The sequence below is a fragment of the Streptomyces sp. PTY087I2 genome (genome assembly GCF_001687325.1).
Lineage (GTDB): Bacteria > Actinomycetota > Actinomycetes > Streptomycetales > Streptomycetaceae > Streptomyces.
Genome location: NZ_LZRD01000009.1, coordinates 104,505 through 121,195, shown reverse-complemented (window position 1 = coordinate 121,195; position 16,691 = coordinate 104,505). Strand labels below are relative to the sequence as shown.

15 protein-coding genes are annotated in these 16,691 nt (G+C 69.8%); 8 read left to right on the top strand and 7 right to left on the bottom strand.

Annotated elements, in window-relative coordinates:
• The first annotated feature begins 6 nt into the window (after positions 1–6).
• The 8 genes from rnpA (at position 7) to A3Q37_RS11835 (ending at position 6,761) form a co-directional block, all read left to right on the top strand.
• Complete coding sequence (gene rnpA / locus A3Q37_RS35585; RefSeq protein WP_079137753.1) at positions 7–378, top strand: ribonuclease P protein component; 372 nt, start codon at positions 7–9, stop codon at positions 376–378.
• On the top strand, positions 375–734 hold the full coding sequence (gene yidD, locus A3Q37_RS35580; protein WP_079134237.1) for a membrane protein insertion efficiency factor YidD: 360 nt from the start codon (positions 375–377) through the stop codon (positions 732–734). Before rnpA ends, yidD begins: the two co-directional genes overlap by 4 nt.
• 3 nt (positions 735–737) lie before the next feature.
• Positions 738–2,003 (top strand): membrane protein insertase YidC, encoded by a 1,266-nt coding sequence (gene yidC / locus A3Q37_RS11860; protein WP_065482139.1) that lies wholly within the window; start codon positions 738–740, stop codon positions 2,001–2,003.
• Positions 2,004–2,017: 14 nt separating this feature from the next.
• Complete coding sequence (locus tag A3Q37_RS11855; protein ID WP_032776537.1) at positions 2,018–2,533, top strand: R3H domain-containing nucleic acid-binding protein; 516 nt, start codon at positions 2,018–2,020, stop codon at positions 2,531–2,533.
• Between the two features lie 109 nt (positions 2,534–2,642).
• Positions 2,643–3,359 carry a 16S rRNA (guanine(527)-N(7))-methyltransferase RsmG gene (rsmG, locus tag A3Q37_RS11850; protein ID WP_065482136.1) on the top strand — a complete coding sequence of 239 codons (717 nt, stop codon included), beginning with the start codon at positions 2,643–2,645 and terminating at the stop codon, positions 3,357–3,359.
• A gap of 315 nt (positions 3,360–3,674) precedes the next feature.
• A complete protein-coding gene (locus A3Q37_RS11845; protein WP_079137752.1) occupies positions 3,675–4,751 on the top strand; it encodes a ParA family protein in 1,077 nt (358 codons plus the stop codon).
• A complete protein-coding gene (locus A3Q37_RS11840; protein ID WP_079137751.1) occupies positions 4,748–5,839 on the top strand; it encodes a ParB/RepB/Spo0J family partition protein in 1,092 nt (363 codons plus the stop codon). Before A3Q37_RS11845 ends, A3Q37_RS11840 begins: the two co-directional genes overlap by 4 nt.
• Positions 5,840–6,143: 304 nt before the next feature.
• Positions 6,144–6,761: a GNAT family N-acetyltransferase gene (locus A3Q37_RS11835; RefSeq protein ID WP_065482117.1), complete on the top strand. Its 618-nt coding sequence runs from the start codon at positions 6,144–6,146 to the stop codon at positions 6,759–6,761.
• Positions 6,762–6,858: 97 nt separating this feature from the next.
• On the opposite strand, the gene trxA is transcribed toward A3Q37_RS11835, so the two are convergent.
• The 7 genes from trxA to A3Q37_RS11800 all read right to left on the bottom strand — a co-directional run bounded on the left by trxA (position 6,859) and on the right by A3Q37_RS11800 (position 16,601).
• The gene (trxA, locus tag A3Q37_RS11830; protein WP_018957328.1) at positions 6,859–7,191 is read right to left on the bottom strand and encodes a thioredoxin; all 333 of its coding nucleotides are present in this window, start codon (positions 7,189–7,191) and stop codon (positions 6,859–6,861) included.
• A gap of 46 nt (positions 7,192–7,237) precedes the next feature.
• Positions 7,238–8,209: a thioredoxin-disulfide reductase gene (gene trxB / locus A3Q37_RS11825; protein WP_065482114.1), complete on the bottom strand. Its 972-nt coding sequence runs from the start codon at positions 8,207–8,209 to the stop codon at positions 7,238–7,240.
• Positions 8,210–8,334: 125 nt separating this feature from the next.
• A complete protein-coding gene (locus tag A3Q37_RS11820; RefSeq protein ID WP_065482111.1) occupies positions 8,335–9,303 on the bottom strand; it encodes a hypothetical protein in 969 nt (322 codons plus the stop codon).
• Positions 9,300–10,016: an RNA polymerase sigma factor SigM gene (gene sigM, locus A3Q37_RS11815; RefSeq protein ID WP_065482108.1), complete on the bottom strand. Its 717-nt coding sequence runs from the start codon at positions 10,014–10,016 to the stop codon at positions 9,300–9,302. The genes A3Q37_RS11820 and sigM overlap by 4 nt, the downstream gene beginning before the upstream one ends.
• A 208-nt stretch (positions 10,017–10,224) precedes the next feature.
• Complete coding sequence (locus A3Q37_RS11810; RefSeq protein ID WP_065482105.1) at positions 10,225–11,955, bottom strand: protein kinase family protein; 1,731 nt, start codon at positions 11,953–11,955, stop codon at positions 10,225–10,227.
• Between the two features lie 129 nt (positions 11,956–12,084).
• Positions 12,085–14,250, bottom strand: coding sequence for a murein biosynthesis integral membrane protein MurJ (gene murJ / locus A3Q37_RS11805; protein ID WP_065482102.1), 2,166 nt, complete (start codon positions 14,248–14,250; stop codon positions 12,085–12,087).
• 50 nt (positions 14,251–14,300) lie between these two features.
• Positions 14,301–16,601 carry a DUF6049 family protein gene (locus tag A3Q37_RS11800; RefSeq protein WP_065482095.1) on the bottom strand — a complete coding sequence of 767 codons (2,301 nt, stop codon included), beginning with the start codon at positions 16,599–16,601 and terminating at the stop codon, positions 14,301–14,303.
• Positions 16,602–16,691: the final 90 nt, after the last annotated feature.

Sequence of the window (16,691 nt, the reverse complement as noted above, 5' to 3'; positions counted from 1 at the left end):
CATGCCGTGCTGCCTACCGAGAATCGGCTGAGGCGGCGCGAGGACTTCGCGACCGCGGTACGACGAGGACGTCGAGCCGGACGTCCGCTGCTCGTCGTCCATCTACGCAGCGGTGCAACGGACCCGCACGTGACGGGGGAGACTGTTCCCCCGCCGCGTGCGGGTTTCGTTGTCAGCAAGGCTGTGGGGGGCGCCGTCGTGCGCACCGCGGTGAAGCGGAAGCTTCGCCACCTGGTCCGCGACCGGCTGGCTCAGCTGCCCCCCGGTAGCCTTGTTGTCGTACGGGCGCTGCCCGGTGCGGGCGACGCCGATCATGCACAGCTGGCCCGAGACCTGGATGCCGCTCTTCAGCGGCTGCTGGGAGGGGGCGCGCGATGAAGTACCCGCTGCTTGCTCTCATCAAGCTGTACCAGTGGACGATCAGTCCACTCCTCGGGCCTGTCTGCCGGTATTACCCGTCGTGTTCCCACTATGGATATACGTCGATCGACAGGCACGGTGCCATCAAGGGAACGGCGCTGACCGCTTGGCGCATCCTGCGGTGCAATCCGTGGTCACCCGGTGGTGTGGATCATGTTCCGCCTCGTAAGCGTCCGCGGTGGCACGAGCTGCTGCGCAACGCCCTGCGCGGTGAAAAGGGCGGGGAGTCCGCCGCTGAAGTGCCGTCCGGGGGGTCGGTCTCCGAACCTCCGAGCCCGGCCGCAGAGACCTCGCCCAATGCTCAAGGAGCCTGATTAGTGGACACGATTGCCAGTCTGTTCAGCTTTATCACCACACCTGTTTCATGGATCATCGTCCAGTTCCACAAGGTCTACGGAGCGCTCTTCGGCGATGACTCCGGATGGGCCTGGGGCCTGTCGATCGTGTCCCTGGTGGTGCTGATCCGGATCTGCCTGATCCCGCTCTTCGTGAAGCAGATCAAGTCGACCCGCAATATGCAGGTGCTCCAGCCGAAGATGAAGGCGATCCAGGAGCGCTACAAGAACGACAAGCAGCGTCAGTCCGAAGAGATGATGAAGCTGTACAAGGAGACGGGCACCAACCCGCTCTCCTCGTGCCTTCCGATCCTGGCGCAGTCCCCGTTCTTCTTCGCCCTGTACCACGTGCTGTCGTCCATCGCCTCGGGCAAGAAGATCGGCGCGATCAACCAGGACCTGCTGGACAGCGCGCGTCAGGCGCACATCTTCGGTGCCCCGCTGGCCGCGAAGTTCACGGACAGCGTCGAGAAGGTCACCTCGCTGGACGCGTCCCTGACGGACGTCCGGATCGTCACCGCGATCATGATCGTGCTGATGTCGGCCTCGCAGTTCTTCACCCAGCGCCAGCTGATGACGAAGAACGTCGACCTGACGGTGAAGACCCCGTACATGCAGCAGCAGAAGATGCTGATGTACATCTTCCCGGTCATCTTCGCCGTGATGGGCATCAACTTCCCCGTCGGTGTCCTCGTCTACTGGCTGACCACCAACGTCTGGACCATGGGTCAGCAGATGTACGTGATCAACCAGAACCCGACGCCGGGCAGCAAGGCGCAGGACGCCTACCTCCAGCGGGTGCTCAAGAGCGTGACCTCCCACGGCGAGGTGCGCGGCCGTACCCGGCGCAAGATGGTCAAGGCGATCGTCGCCAAGGGCTCCGACCGCAACGACATCGAGCGCAAGTTCATCACCGGTCTCGGCAAGCTGGGTCTCGCGGCCCAGGAGGACGGCACGGTGGCGAAGAGCGAGACCGCCGCGGCCGACGCCGAGGGCGGCCAGGCGCACAAGCGCCAGCAGCCCAAGCGCCAGACCAAGGCGAAGCGCCAGACGGCCGGTCACGCGACGGCGGGTGCCAAGGACACGGAGTCCGCGGCAGCCGGCTCCAAGACCTCGCTCGAGAAGCAGGACGCACCGCAGGACAGCAAGCCGAAGTCGGCGGGCAAGCCCGCCTCCGGCTCCTCACGCCAAGCCAAGTCCGGGCAGCGCAAGGGTCCGCAGCGGCCCAAGCACCCGTCCAAGAAGTAAGAAGGAGTCCATCCGTGACGGAAGGCACCACCTCCACGGCCGCCGCTGAGGCGGGCAGCGACACCCTGACCCGCCTGGAGCAGGAGGGCGAGATCGCGGCCGACTACCTCGAGGGACTGCTCGACATCGCCGATCTCGACGGCGACATCGACATGGACGTCGAGGCGGACCGGGCCGCGGTGTCGATCATCAGCGAATCGCCGCGTGACCTTCAGAAGCTCGTGGGCCGCGACGGTGAGGTCCTGGAGGCGCTCCAGGAGCTGACGCGGCTGGCCGTCCACCGGGAAACCGGCGACCGCAGCCGTCTGATGCTGGACATCGGCGGCTTCCGGGCCAAGAAGCGCGCGGTCCTCGCGGAGCTGGGTGCCAAGGCCGCGAACGAGGTCAAGAGCACGGGCGAGCCGGTGAAGCTGGACCCGATGACGCCGTTCGAGCGCAAGGTCGTGCACGACGCGATCGCCGCGGCCGGTCTCCGGAGCGAGTCGGAGGGCGAGGAGCCGCAGCGCTTCGTCGTCGTTCTCCCGGCCTGACCGGATCCTTGTACTGTCGGCCCCGTCTGTACGCAGGCGGGGCCGATCTTTGTCAGCCCGATAGTCAGCCACCCACAGTGCGCGAGTGCGGTATGGAAGGACGGTCCCCGTGACGGAGGCAGCAGAGCTCCCCCAGGCACCTGCGGAGGCGCAGGCGGTGTTCGGAGAGCTCTTCCCGGAGGCTGTCCGGTACGCGGAACTTCTTGCGGATGCCGGGGTCAAGCGCGGCCTGATCGGCCCGCGTGAGGTCCCCCGGCTGTGGGAGCGGCACCTACTGAACTGCGCGGTGCTCTCCGAGGTCGTGCCCGAAGGCGTCACCGTCTGCGATGTGGGCTCGGGCGCGGGTCTGCCCGGGATCCCGCTGGCTCTGGTGCGCCCCGACCTCAAGATCACCCTGCTGGAGCCGCTGCTCCGGCGGACGAACTTCCTCCAGGAGGTCGTCGAGCTGCTGGGCCTGGACCATGTGACGGTCGTACGCGGCCGGGCCGAGGAGGTCCTCGGGACGTTGCAGCCCGTTCAGGTGGTGACCGCCCGTGCGGTGGCGCCGCTGGACCGGCTGGCGGGCTGGGGCGTTCCTCTGCTGAAGCCGTACGGGGAGATGCTCGCGCTCAAGGGCGACACCGCGGAGGAGGAGATCGCCGGCGCCCGGGCCGCGCTCGGCAAGCTCGGTGTCGTGGAGACCGAGGTGCTCCATGTCGGTGAAGGCGTCGTCGATCCGCTCTCCACGGTGGTCCGCGTCGTGGTGGGCGAGAGCCCGGGCGGTGTGAGGTTCGCCGCAAAGAGGGCCAAGGCCGCTCGCACGGGGCGCACGCGCAGGCGTCGCTGAGACGGCGACGCCGTCCGGCCGGAAGGACTCCGGCGGTGTGCGCTATACGAACTCTGTGGTCCCTTGGGTTGCTTAGCAGCATTTCCGACGGAAAGTGGCGATACCTCACCGCTGCGGAGTGTCGTGGCCTGGTAGTTGCTCCGCAGGGGCATCGTGTTTCACGTGAAACGTCGCTCTCTGTTGCAGGGAATCATCGGCCGCGGTCGTGCGGCTGCCACGCCGCGCGACCGCAAGCCCGGACGGGTGGCCGAGTTGTCCACACCCACGGATTCATCCACAGAACAGCGGGCCTCGCTGGTTCACGACCCCGAAAGCATGGCAGGCTCTGTTCATTGCGAGCCTGAAGTCGAGGAGAGTGAATCCTTGCGGTCCGACGCCAACATCGCGGGACCGATGACCGACCCGGTCCCCGGTCCCCGAACCGAGTCCGTGGGTGAGGGTGTTTCACGTGAAACACCGCCGCCGATGGACGACACACCCATCGGCCGTGCCGCTCAGCTGGCGGTCGAGGCCCTTGGCCGCGCCGGTGAAGGGCTGCCCCGTCCTGACCGCACCCGCGTCATGGTGGTGGCCAACCAGAAGGGCGGGGTCGGTAAGACGACCACGACGGTCAACCTTGCCGCCTCCCTGGCCCTGCACGGTGCGCGCGTTCTGGTGGTCGATCTCGACCCGCAGGGCAACGCCTCCACGGCTCTGGGCATCGATCACCACGCCGATGTCCCCTCGATCTACGACGTCCTGGTGGACAGCCGCCCCCTCTCCGAGGTGGTCCAGCCCGTACCGGATGTCGAGGGTCTCTTCTGCGCCCCCGCGACCATCGATCTCGCCGGTGCCGAGATCGAGCTGGTCTCGCTGGTGGCGCGGGAGAGCCGGCTTCAGCGGGCCATCCAGGCGTACGAGCAGCCGCTGGACTACATCCTCATCGACTGCCCGCCCTCGCTGGGGCTGCTGACGGTGAACGCGCTGGTGGCCGGTGCCGAGGTGCTGATCCCCATCCAGTGCGAGTACTACGCGCTGGAGGGCCTGGGGCAGCTCCTGCGGAACGTCGATCTGGTGCGGGGCCATCTCAACCCGGAGCTGCATGTCTCGACGATCCTGCTGACGATGTACGACGGCCGGACGAGGCTCGCCTCCCAGGTCGCCGAGGAGGTCCGTACCCACTTCGGCAAGGAAGTGCTGCGGACGAGCATCCCGCGGTCGGTGCGTATCTCGGAGGCGCCGAGCTACGGGCAGACCGTGCTGACCTACGATCCGGGATCCAGCGGCTCGCTCTCGTATCTCGAAGCCGCCCGGGAGATCGCCCTGCGGGGCGTCGGTGTGCACTACGAGGCTCAGCACGCCCACACGAGCAGTCAGAACAGCCAGCAGAACGTTTCGGAGGGCCTTCAGTGAGTGAGCGTCGTAGAGGACTGGGGCGTGGGCTCGGTGCGCTGATCCCCGCCGCTCCTCAGGAGAAGCAGGTGCAGACGCCCGGGAGCGGTGCGGCGTCGGGCACGGGGCCGGTGCTGACGGCGGAGCGCGGGGTGGCCGCCGCGAAGGTGACCGCGCTGCCGTCCTCCCCGGTGGTGCCGGAGCCGGCGTCCGCCCCGGAGGACCGGTCCGAGCAGGGCGTCGGGACGTCCGGTGCGTACTTCGCCGAGCTGCCGATCGCGGCGATCACGCCGAACCCGCGCCAGCCCCGTGAGGTCTTCGACGAGGACGCGCTGGCCGAGCTGGTCGTCTCCATCAAGGAGGTCGGCCTTCTCCAGCCGGTCGTCGTCCGCAAGGTGGGCCCGGACAGCTACGAGCTCATCATGGGTGAGCGCCGTTGGAGGGCCTGCCGCGAAGCGGGCCTGGAGCGGATTCCTACGATCGTCCGCGCCACGGACGACGAGAAGCTGCTGCTGGACGCGCTGCTGGAGAACCTTCACCGGGCTCAGCTGAACCCGTTGGAAGAGGCCGCCGCGTATGACCAGCTGCTCAAGGACTTCAAGTGCACGCATGACCAGCTGGCCGACCGGATCGGCCGCTCCCGTCCGCAGGTGTCGAACACGCTGAGGCTCCTGCGGCTGTCCCCGCCGGTGCAACGCCGGGTTGCCGCAGGTGTTCTCTCCGCCGGTCATGCCCGGGCCCTGCTGTCCGTGGACGACTCCGAGGAGCAGGACAAGCTGGCCCATCGCATCGTGGCCGAGGGGCTGTCGGTGCGGGCGGTCGAGGAGATCGTGACACTGATGGGCTCGCGCCCCACGAGCTCCCCGAAGTCCAAGGGTCCGAGGGCCGGCGGGCGTCTGTCCCCCGCCCTGAGCGACCTGGCGACGCGGCTGTCCGACCGCTTCGAGACCCGGGTGAAGGTCGACCTGGGGCAGAAGAAGGGCAAGATCGTCGTCGAGTTCGCCTCGATGGAGGACCTGGACCGCATCCTCGGCAGCCTCGCTCCGGGCGAGGGCCGGGTGCTGGAGCGCGGGCTCGCCGAGGCGTCCGAGGAGGACGGCGAGGGCTGAGCCGCAGAGGTTCATCGAAGGGCGGGCCGTGCGCCGGTGCATACCGGAACACGGCCCGCCCTTTGCCCTCTCTCGGTATCCGCATCACCTCTGGGTGGATACGATGCGTTCTGGGACGGCGCATCCACGGTGATCGACCTCAGAGGAGGGCGGAGGCCTTGCGAAGAGTGAGCCGCAGTCGGCTCGTCACGGTCGGTCTCGGCCTGGGCGCCGTCGGGGGATTCGTCGGCAGCCTGTTCCGCGAACGGAGCGCGCTGGCAGCCGCACGTGGTGCGGCGGGCGAAGGAAGTGAGGAATCGCCGTCATGGGACGCCGGCTCGTACCACTCACCCTGGACAACCTTCCGGATCTCCCCGAGCGTTGCCGCTCGTGCGTCTTCTGGGAGCTTGACCCGGTCAGTGGGGAAGCCGCGGTAAAGGCGGGCAAGGCGGAGCTGGAGAAGGAAGCCTGGATCTCCGCGGTTCTCCTGGAGTGGGGCTCCTGCGGCCGGGTGGTCTATGTGGACGACGTGCCGGTCGGCTTCGTGCTCTACGCCCCGCCCGCGTACGTCCCCCGTTCGACGGCGTTCCCGACGAGCCCGGTCTCCCCCGATGCCGTTCAGCTCATCACCGGTCTGATCATTCCCGAGTACCAGGGCCAGGGGCTCGGCCGTGTGATGGTGCAGACGGTGGCCAAGGATGTGCTGCGCCGGGGCTTCAAGGCGATCGAGGCGTTCGGCGACGCGCGGTCCGGGGAGGCCACCTGTGTCCTCCCCGCGGATCATCTGCTGGCCGTCGGCTTCAAGACCGTGCGCCCGCATCCCGTGCATCCACGGTTGAGGCTGGAGCTGCGGACGACGCTCTCCTGGAAGGAAGACGTGGAGATGGCGCTCGACCGGCTTCTGGGGGCGGTCCAGAAGGAGCCGGTGCTGCGGCCGTTGTGAGGCGATGCCGCTTCCTCCTGACATACGAAACGGGCCCGCCCCTTCAAGGGGTGGGCCCGTTTCACGTGAAACATCGCGCCGGGGCGCTGGTGCGCGGTCAGGCGCTGATGAAGCCTTCGAGGTCGCGGAGGATCGCGGCCTTCGGCTTGGCGCCGACGATGGTCTTGGCGACCTCGCCGCCCTGGTACACGTTCAGGGTCGGGATGGACATCACGCCGTACTTGGCGGCGGTGGCCGGGTTCTCGTCGATGTTGAGCTTGACGATCTCGATCTGGTCGCCATGCTCGGCCGCGATCGCCTCCAGCGAGGGGGCGATCTGGCGGCACGGGCCGCACCAGGCAGCCCAGAAGTCCACCAGAACCGGCTTGTCGCTCTTGAGGACGACCTCGTCGAAGGTGTCATCCGTAACGTGCTTCAGGTCGCCGGCCACGGCGGCCTCCTTAGTCTCTCGGGGTGGTGGGGTGTGGTGCGGACGTTCAGACGGCCGGGGTCTTCTCCGGCTCGGCGGGCTCGGCGTCGGCCAGGGCCGCAAGGAAGCGCTCGGCGTCCAGGGCGGCGGAGCAGCCGGTGCCCGCTGCCGTGATGGCCTGACGGTAGGTGTGGTCGACCACGTCGCCGGCGCCGAAGACGCCGGTGAGGTTGGTACGCGTGGAGGGTGCCTCGACCTTCAGGTAGCCCTCGTCGTCGAGCTCCAGCTGGCCCTTGAAGAGCTCGGTGCGCGGGTCGTGGCCGACGGCGATGAAGAGGCCGGTCACGGGGAGGTCGGAGGTCTCGCCGGTTTTGGTGTTGCGCAGGGTCAGACCGGAGAGCTTCTGGTCGCCCTTGATCTCGGCGACCTCGCTGTCCCAGGCGAACTTGATCTTCGGGTCGGCGAAGGCACGGTCCTGCATGGCCTTGGAGGCGCGCAGGGTGTCACGGCGGTGGACGATCGTGACGGACTTGGCGAAGCGGGAGAGGAAGGTCGCCTCTTCCATCGCGGTGTCGCCGCCGCCGATCACGGCGATGTCGTGGTCCTTGAAGAAGAAGCCGTCGCAGGTCGCGCACCAGGAGACGCCGCGTCCGGAGAGGGCGTCCTCGTTGGGCAGTCCGAGTTTGCGGTGCTGGGAACCGGTGGTGACGATGACCGACTTGGCGCGGTGGACGGTGCCCGCGGTGTCGGTGACGGTCTTGATCTCGCCGGTGAGGTCGACGGCGACGACGTCGTCGGGAACCAGCTCGGCGCCGAAGCGCTCGGCCTGGGCCCGCATGTTGTCCATGAGCTCGGGGCCCATGATGCCGTCCTGGAAGCCGGGGAAGTTCTCCACGTCGGTGGTGTTCATCAGCGCACCACCGGCCGTGACGGCGCCCTCGAAGACCAACGGGTTCAGCGAGGCACGGGCGGTGTACAGCGCGGCGGTGTACCCGGCCGGTCCGGAGCCGATGATGATCACATTACGGACGTCGCTCACGGGTTTCTTCCTCGTTTCTGCAGACTGCCTAACTGCCTACGGGGTCGGTCATCGACTCTCACCCCACCCAACGGATCCTACGGCTGATGCATTCCCGGACACGCCGCGGCGGTCGCCGACGGCCTTCAGGGGCGGTTGTAGGAGCGCGTGAGCAGGAGTTGGCCGGGGGACTCCGGGGCGGTGTCCACGCAGGCGGAGGCCACGACGTAGGCCTGTACGCGTGCGGGGTCGCTCGCGTGCGGCAGGACGACGAGATAGGCGTCCGTTCCCCGGTACGTTCCCTCGTCGAGGGCGAGGGCCGGCGTGGTGCGGCCGGTGGCCTGCTGCACACAGGCCGGCACGGCGACGGCGGGAGCCCTCATGGGGCTCTTGGACGGCTCGGCTTCGGGCGTGAAGGCTTCGCTCGACGACTTGGTGTCGGCCTCCGGCTCCACCTTCTTGGCGCCGGGGCTCTCCTGGCTCGCCTCGTCGCCGAGGAGGTCGCGCACCTGGGCTTCGAGTGTGCTGTCCGCGTAGGCGGGCGCGCTGCTGTCCGCGGCGCTGACTCCGCTGTCGGTGGCCGGCTTGGCCGCGTCGCCGGACGGGGTGAGGGACTGGAGGAAGAAGACACTCATCCCGATGACCGCGGCGCCGAAGGCGGTGCCGAGGACCACGGTGCGCCGGCGGCGGCGGGTGGGACGTCGGCCCGGTCCGGTCGCGGCAGAGGAACGGCCCGCGGGGCGGTCCGGGGCAGGGGTGCTACCGGTCACGGAAGCGGATCCGGTCGCCGGCCTGCTGGTCGTCGCGCTTTCGGCGGCCGTTGTTTCACGTGAAACAACGACCGGCTCGTCCTCGGTGGAGGGGGTGGGGCGGCCTTCCGCCGCGAGAGCCGCGTCGATGCGGGCGGCGATGTCCTCGGGCATCGGCTCGGGGGCGGGCATCGTCCCGAGCAGTCCGCGGATCTCCTCCAGGGAGTCCCGGACCTCTGCGCAGAGGTCGCACTCCGCGAGGTGCTGCTGGACTTCCGCGGTCCGGGAAGGAGTGAGCAGTCCCTCGGTGAGATCGGAGATCTCGGAGACCTCCGGGTGCTGAGCCGTGTCGGCCGTGGGTGTCATGGGCGCCCACCTCCTCCCTTCGTGGCGGCAGGATCGCTTGCTCCTGCGTCTCTGGGGCCTGACGCAGGTGGGACGGATGCTTCGTGCGTCTGGTTCCTTCCGCCCGCGCTGTTCTCCTCGCCGGGGGTTTGTCCCCCGGTTTCCGCGCGCAGATGGCGGACCAGGGGGGCCAGTCTCGCCCGGCCCCGGGCGCACCGGCTCTTCACGGTGCCCGTCGGGACGTCCAGAATGTCGGCGGCCTCCGCCACGGGGTAGCCCTGCATATCGACGAGGACCAGGGCCGCCCGCTGTTCGGCGGGCAGCGTGTCCAGGGCCTTCTGGAGCTGGCGGTGGAGGTCCTGCCGTACGGCGGGGGCCTCGGCGGATTCGTGGGGCTCCAGAAGCTGATCGAGCCGTTCGGCGTCGTCCACGGGGGACGTCTTGCGGGAGGCGGCCTTGCGTACCCGGTCGAGGCAGGCGTTGACGGTGATCCGGTGGAGCCAGGTGGTGACGGCGGACTGGCCGCGGAAGGTGTGGGCGGCGCGAAAGGCCTTGACGAGGGCGTCCTGGACGGCATCGGCCGCTTCCTCGCGGTCCCCCAGGGTCCGCAGCGCCACGGCCCAGAGCCGGTCGCGGTGACGGCGTACGAGTTCACCGAAGGCGTCGGGGTCGCCCGCCACATGCTGGGCGAGCAGGTCCGAGTCGCTCGGTGCCTCTGGTGGAACGGAATCCACCGTGCTCCCCCTCCGAACCGGATCCGATGTCACATGTGGGCCGCGCCCGGTGCAGCGGTGCGACGGGAGAAGCCTGCCGTCACGGGCGTGACGGCCGCAACCCTTGTCGTCGCGGGTGCTCGGCGGGGCCGGACGGTCCGCCCCACAGTAGCGGGCGGGTCGGGTCGGTGATCACGGCCGGTACGGGTGATGCCGCACCGGCCTGTGATCAGCCGAGGACGGAGATGTCGGTGATGCCGCCGCGGTATCCGCCCGTGCCGTCCGCCGGGAGCTCCGTGATGTGGATGAGGACGTAGCGGGTGCGGACGGGCTTGTCGAGCGTTTCCTTGAGCGTCGGCCCGGCGACCGTCCGCTTGACGATCTGCTGGTCGAAGTCGGCCGTCGTGGAGGGGGACGAGGCGTCCGGGGACGCGGCGGAGACGGTCGTCGTCTGCCCGCTCCGGTACATGGACACATCGATGCCGGAGACGTCCCGCACCTTGCCGAGGTCGACGATGATGCCGCTGCCCTGCTTGCGCTGGGGGAGATTGCCGAAGTTGGCGAAGCCCTCGTAGCGCGGGGTGACCCAGTGCGTTCCCCGGTCGCCGTCCACGGTGTTCGCCACCTCCCGCTGCTTGATTCCGGAGCCGTCGGGCATGAACTCCGTGGCCCCCGCGATGTCCAGGGGTTCGGCGGACGGTGCGGGCTTGTCGCCCTTGTTCTTGTCGTCCTCGTTCGGCTCGGTGACGCCGGTGTCGTCGGAGCCCTTGGTCCGGTCGAGCAGCGCTTCCGCGAGCTGCCAGCTGCCGAGGCCCAGGGCGGCGATGAGGAGAGCGGACACGGTCCACTTGAGTACGCGGCCCGTGCGGCTCTGGAGGGGCGCCGGAGGGGCCGGCATCACGGGCTGTGTGACGGCGGACGGGTGGGAGGACGGGCGTCCGTACGTGCCCTGCTGATAGGTCGTGCGCTGGTAGGCCGGCGGGGCTGCGAACGTGGGCTCCGGCGGCAGGATGCGCGGCATGGCCGCGACGGCCTTGGCCAGCTCGTCCGGGGTGGTGCAGGGCGGTTCCTGCCGGGAGGCGGTGGCACCGTCGTTGGCGAGCGCCCGCATGGCGAGCTCGGAGAGGCCGCGGTGGACGCCGGCCCGTACCTGGTCGGGGGCGATGAGCCCCAGGCCCTTGGGCAGCCCGGCGAGTCCGTGGGCATCGTCCCCGTACGGCCAGCGGTGGGTCAGGGCGGCGTACAGGAGGGCGCCGATGGCCTCGGTGTCCGTACGGAGGGGGCGCTCGGCGGTGATGCCGCGCAGGGCGGCGTTCACGGCGAGGCCGCGGATGCGGTACTGCCCGGTGGAGCTGCGCAGGACCGCGCCGGGGGTGAGGCGCAGATGGGAGAGGCCCTCGCGGTGGGCGGCGGCCATCGCCTGGGAGAGCTGGCTGACGAGCTGGTAGGCGTCGTGGGCCTCCATCGGCCCGGCGGCCAGCAGAGCGGTGAGCTCGGTGGCGTCCGGCAGCCATTCGTGGACCACGTAGACGAGGTCGTTCTCCTCGACGGCGTCCAGGACCTGGACGAAGCGGGGGTCGCCGAGCAGGGCCGAGGAACGGGCGGCGGCCAGCACCGAGCGGGCCCGCGGGTGGTCGGCGGGGAGCAGGTGGACGCCCACCGCCCGGCGCAGCTTCTCGTCGACCGCGCGCCAGCTGCTGAAGCCGTCCAGACGGGTGACGCACTCCTCCAGGCGGTAGCGCCCGGCGAGTTTGTGACCGCTGTGCAGATCGGGTGACGCCGGAATGGCCTCGGAACGCTTCCGCCCACCGTCCGTGTTCTCGGTGTCCTTGGGGCTCGCGCCCTTGGTGTCCTCGGCTTGCGCCGTCCCGTCGGTCGTGGCCTCGTCCGCCTTGGCGGCCGGCGGCTCGTCGCCGCTGTTGTCGGCCACGTCGACGGCAGCCGTGCTACGTTCCGCCACCGTCGTTCCTGCCTCCCCATCCGTTGCGCGATGCCAGCCAGCTCTGCACAGTCACGCCAATTGTGCCCACACTCCGGCGCTATGCACGACACGCGGAGTGCGGCGATGGTTGTGCGGGCGGGTGCTCATTCAGCGTCCGAGCCGTCCACGGACCATGCCGACCAGGCCGTTGACCTCCTCGATGCGCATCTTCTTCGCCGCGACGAAGAAAATGCCCAGGAGGAGGACGCCACCGCAGATCAGTGCGGCCAGGGAGCCGGCGGCGCCGGTGCCGACCAGTTCCAGGATCCCGAATCCGACGGCGCCGCCGACCAGCGCGGCGGGCACCGCGGCCATGCAGAGGCGGGCGTAGGTCCGCACGATGTGCGCGCCGTCCAGGTCGCCGCCCAGCCGGTTGCGCAGCCGGCGCCAGGCGACGCCGACACCGACCGCGTAGGCCAGACCGTAGGAGAAGGCCATGCCGACGACCGCCCAGCGGGCGGGCAGGACGACGTAGCAGAGAGCGGAGGCCGCGGCGTTCACGGCGGCCACGATGACCGTGTTGTAGAAGGGGGTTCGGGTGTCCTCGTAGGCGTAGAACCCGCGCAGCACGACGTACTGCACGGAGTACGGGATCAGGCCGAGCGCGAAGGCCATGAGGATGAAGCCCATGGAGCGGGAGGCCTCGGTGCCGCTGGAGGCGTACAGCAGGGTGCACATCGGCAGGCCGAGCGCGAGGAAGGTGAAGGCCACCGGCACGATGGCGACGGCCGAGTTGCGCAGTCCCTGCGAGATGTCGTCGCGGACCGCGCCGGGGTCGTTGTCGTGGGCGGCCCGGGAGATGCGGGGCAGCAGGGCGGCCATGACGGAGACGGTGATGATGGCCTGCGGCATGCCCCAGATCAGCTGGGCGTTGGAGTAGGCCAGGAAGCCGGTGCCGTCCTTGCCCGAGAGCTTGCCCGCCGCCGTGGCGAGCTGGGTGACGACCAGGACGCCCGCCTGGTTGGCCAGGACGAAGAGCACGGTCCACTTGGCCAGCTTGACGGTCTTGCCGAGGCCGTGGCCCTTCCAGTCGAAGCGGGGGCGGAAACGGAAGCCCGTCTCGCGCAGGTAGGGGATCATCGCCAGGGACTGGACGACGAGTCCGAGCAGGGTGCCGATGCCGAGCAGGCGGACGCCCTCCGGCGGGATGGTGTCGACGCCCATCCGCGATTCGGCGGAGGTGCCGTAGACCCAGATGAACAGCCCGAACGTGATGATCATGACGATGTTGTTGAGGACCGGGGTCCACATCATCGCGCCGAACTTGCCGCGGGCGTTGAGGATCTGACCCATCACCACGTGCACACCCATGAAGAAGATGGTGGGCAGGCAGTACCGGGCGAAGGTGACGGCGACGCTGTTGGCGGCCACGTCGTCGGCGATCGTGCTGGACATCAGCTTGATCAGGACCGGTGCGACGAGGACCGCGGCGGCGACGATCAGACCGAGCGCGACCATCACCAGCGTCAGGAGCCGGTTGGCGAAGGCCTCGCCGCCGTCCTCGTCGTCCTTCATGGCACGGACGAGCTGCGGGACGAAGACCGAGTTGAGACCGCCGCCGACGGTGAGGATGTAGATCATCGTCGGCAGGGTGTAGGCGATGGTGAAGCTGTCGCCGAGCATCGCGGCGCCGAGCGCGGCGGTGATCACCAGGGACCGGACGAATCCGGTGAGCCGGGAGACCAGGGTGCCGGCGGCCATGACCGCGCTGGACTTGAGGAGTCCGGAGACTTTGCCGCCGCCCTTGGCGGGCGCGGGCGCGGGCGCGGGAGCCGGTTCGGGCTGGGGCGGTACCGGCGGCTTCCCCGATCCCTCCTGGTCCCGGAAGAGATGGGCGAAGGCGTCCGGCTCCTGCCGGTCGTCCGAGGCCTGGGTCACGAGGTCGTCGACGCCGACGAACTGTGTGGTCGCCGGGCGGTCCCCGTACGGCAGGTGCCGGGAGGGCCCCGCCGGCTCGGGGGGCGGGGTCTGGGCCCAGATGCGCGGGTCCGGGGCGTGCGGAGCGGGCGGCGGCTGCTGGTAGAGCGGCGCCGGCTCCTGGTAGGTGCCGGGAGGCGGCGGCGGGTGGGCGGCGCGGTCGTAGAGCGCCTCACCCACCGGGTCCTGGGCGGTCAGGTCCTGCGCCCGGTAGGGATCGTCGTCGTAGGCGTGCTGGAGGTACGGGTCCGGCGGCACGGTGCCGTCCTGGCCCGCGCCCGGAGGAACCGGAGGCCCGCCCGGAGACGCTGCTCCGCCCGCGCCCTGCCCGCGGTCACCGTCGTACGGCGCGTTCATCGAAACCCCTACCTCATCGTCCCCGGCCGACCGGCCACGACAGACATCGCTCAACGGTCCACTTTCTCACCCGTTCCCGACGGGGCCCCGCTTTCCGGTCCGGTGTCCGGAGCCGGGTCACTCGGCTGCTCGGGGCCACCGCCGTCGCCGTCCGCCGTGTCGCTCGCCACGGCGCGCTTGCGGTGGCTGTACATCCTGATGCCGGCCAGCACCAGCAGCAACAGTCCGCCGGCGATCACGAGCAGAACGGTGGGCGTCACCTCGGAGACCTTCACGGTGAAGGTCATCTCCTTGCCGTACGGCGTGCCGTCCTCGGTGAACAGCCGGGCGGTCACCTGGGCACGGCCGTTGGCGCTGGTCGCCGTGTCGAAGTCGAACTTCACGGACTGGCTGTGCCCGCCCGCGATGCTGACCGGCAGTCTGGCCGTGGACCCGTCGTCGTTGAACTTGAGCCGGATGTTGTCCGAGGTCAGCTGGAGAACCAGCCGGTCCACGCCCTGCACCAGCTTGTTCTGCACGGTGACCGGGATGGTCGCGCTGCGCCCGGAGAGGGTGACGTCGGACTTCTCGATGAGCTGCACCTCGGAGGTGAGGCTCTGGAGGTAGTCGCGGACCGCGTCCCGGTACTGCTGCGCCTCCAGGGACCGCCCGCGCCACGCCGTCGACATCGAGCGGTTGACGGCGTTGCCGAAGGGCGTCACCACGCGCTCGGGCTGGGTCAGGATCGTCTCGAAGCTGTCGAGGGAGCCCTGGGTGGTGCGGATGTCCTGGAACGCCTGGGTGGGCAGTTCCCGGGCGCGGAGCTTCTTCGGGTACGCGGAGGCCGGGGGGACCTTGGTGGTCGCGCTCGGGTCGGGCTTCACCTCGGCGGCGGCGACGAGGTCGAGAGGCTGCGTCCACCGGTCGCCGGACAGCCCCTCCAGGGCGCGGGCCATCGTCTGGGCCTGCGCGGCGGTGGGCATGCGCGGCGGGGCCACGACGATGCTGCGCTCGTTGTCCGGCGCCTGCTCGGTCAGCGCGAGGGTCTGGGCGAGGAACCTCTGGACGGCGAGGGTGGAGGCGCCCGCCCTCGACATGTCGCCGTCGAACAGGGTCGACAGCCGGGCGTCCGCGACGACCGCGGTGGTTCCGCCGCCGATCGGCCGCGCCGCGGTCGGCGTGTAGGGAAGCGCCGCGGTCTCCTGGAAGCTGTCGCTGCGGGCGATCACGTTGTGGGCGCCCGCCGACGTCGCCACATCGACGATGGAGGAGTCCACGGCGCCGTTCACGGGCCAGGCGAAGTCGGTGGACGGTTTCACGTGGAGGATGGTCTCCACCGTGGTCGCGGCCACCGTGGAGGCGTTCTGTAGATGGCTGAGCGTTCCGGAGACGGATTTGCCGCGGTGCGCGATGGAGGCCAGATCGGGGTCGGCGAACGGCAGCGCGATCACCTTGCCGTCCTCGACGACCTTCTCCAGAGCGGTGAGCCACTGCCTGGCGGCGGCCTGGTTCTTGCCCGGGACGGTCGTGTCGCCCGACTGGACCTCGTACTTCCCGGCCATCGCCGCGACGCTCGCCAGGAGGTCCGGGTCGATGACCCAGGTCACCGGGAGGCGGCTGCCCAGGGCCACCATCTGCTCCAGCCGGCCGCCGGGCGCCAGTTCCTCGGCGAGGTCGTCGTCGGTGAACACGGGGGTCTGCTGTTCGTCCGAGCGGGTCTCCGCCGTGACATGGGGAGACGCGATCAGCGGCCAGAGGAAGGTGAGCTTCGTCCTCTTGTCGCTCTCCTCGGGCTGCCAGGGCAGGAACGAGCGCTTGATGCCCAGTACCTGCTCGTAGGGGGCGGTGGTGGTCCGGCCGGAGACCGAGACGCCGAGCTGGTAGACGCCCGGGTCGTCCAGGCCGAGCTTGTCGACGGGGACGGTGAGCGTGAAGTCCTGGCTGATGCCCCTGGCGAGCTTGGGGAACTTCACCGTGTACTTGTCCCCGACGGTGACCGGGTCGGCGCCGGGAACGTACCCGGAGCGCTTCGCGGCGTCGTCGACCTCTCCGCGCCCGGTGAGCCGCGGTCCGACCCGGAGGTCGACCTCGGCGCTGCTGATCGTCTCCTTGCCCCTGTTGGTGACCGTTCCGGAGACGGTCAGGGTGTCGTCCTCCGAGGGAACGCTCGGGGTGAGCGTGTTCAGGGACACATCGACCGTGCGGGAGCCCGTGGGGGCCTTGGCGGGTTCGGCGGCCGGGGCGGCACCGGCGGCGGGAACGGCCAGGAGACCGGCCAGCAGCGGCGCTCCGAGCACTGCCGAGGCCGTGCGCCGGAGCCACCGGCGGGCAGGAGAGGGACGAGTCCCCTGGATGTCTGCCGCCTCGGCCACGCGCCTGTCCGTCCCTTGTCGTCGTCAGCTGCTGTCGATCGTGCGGTTCTGCGTCCCCGCATGGTAACGAGATGCGGCGGGCCCAAGTGC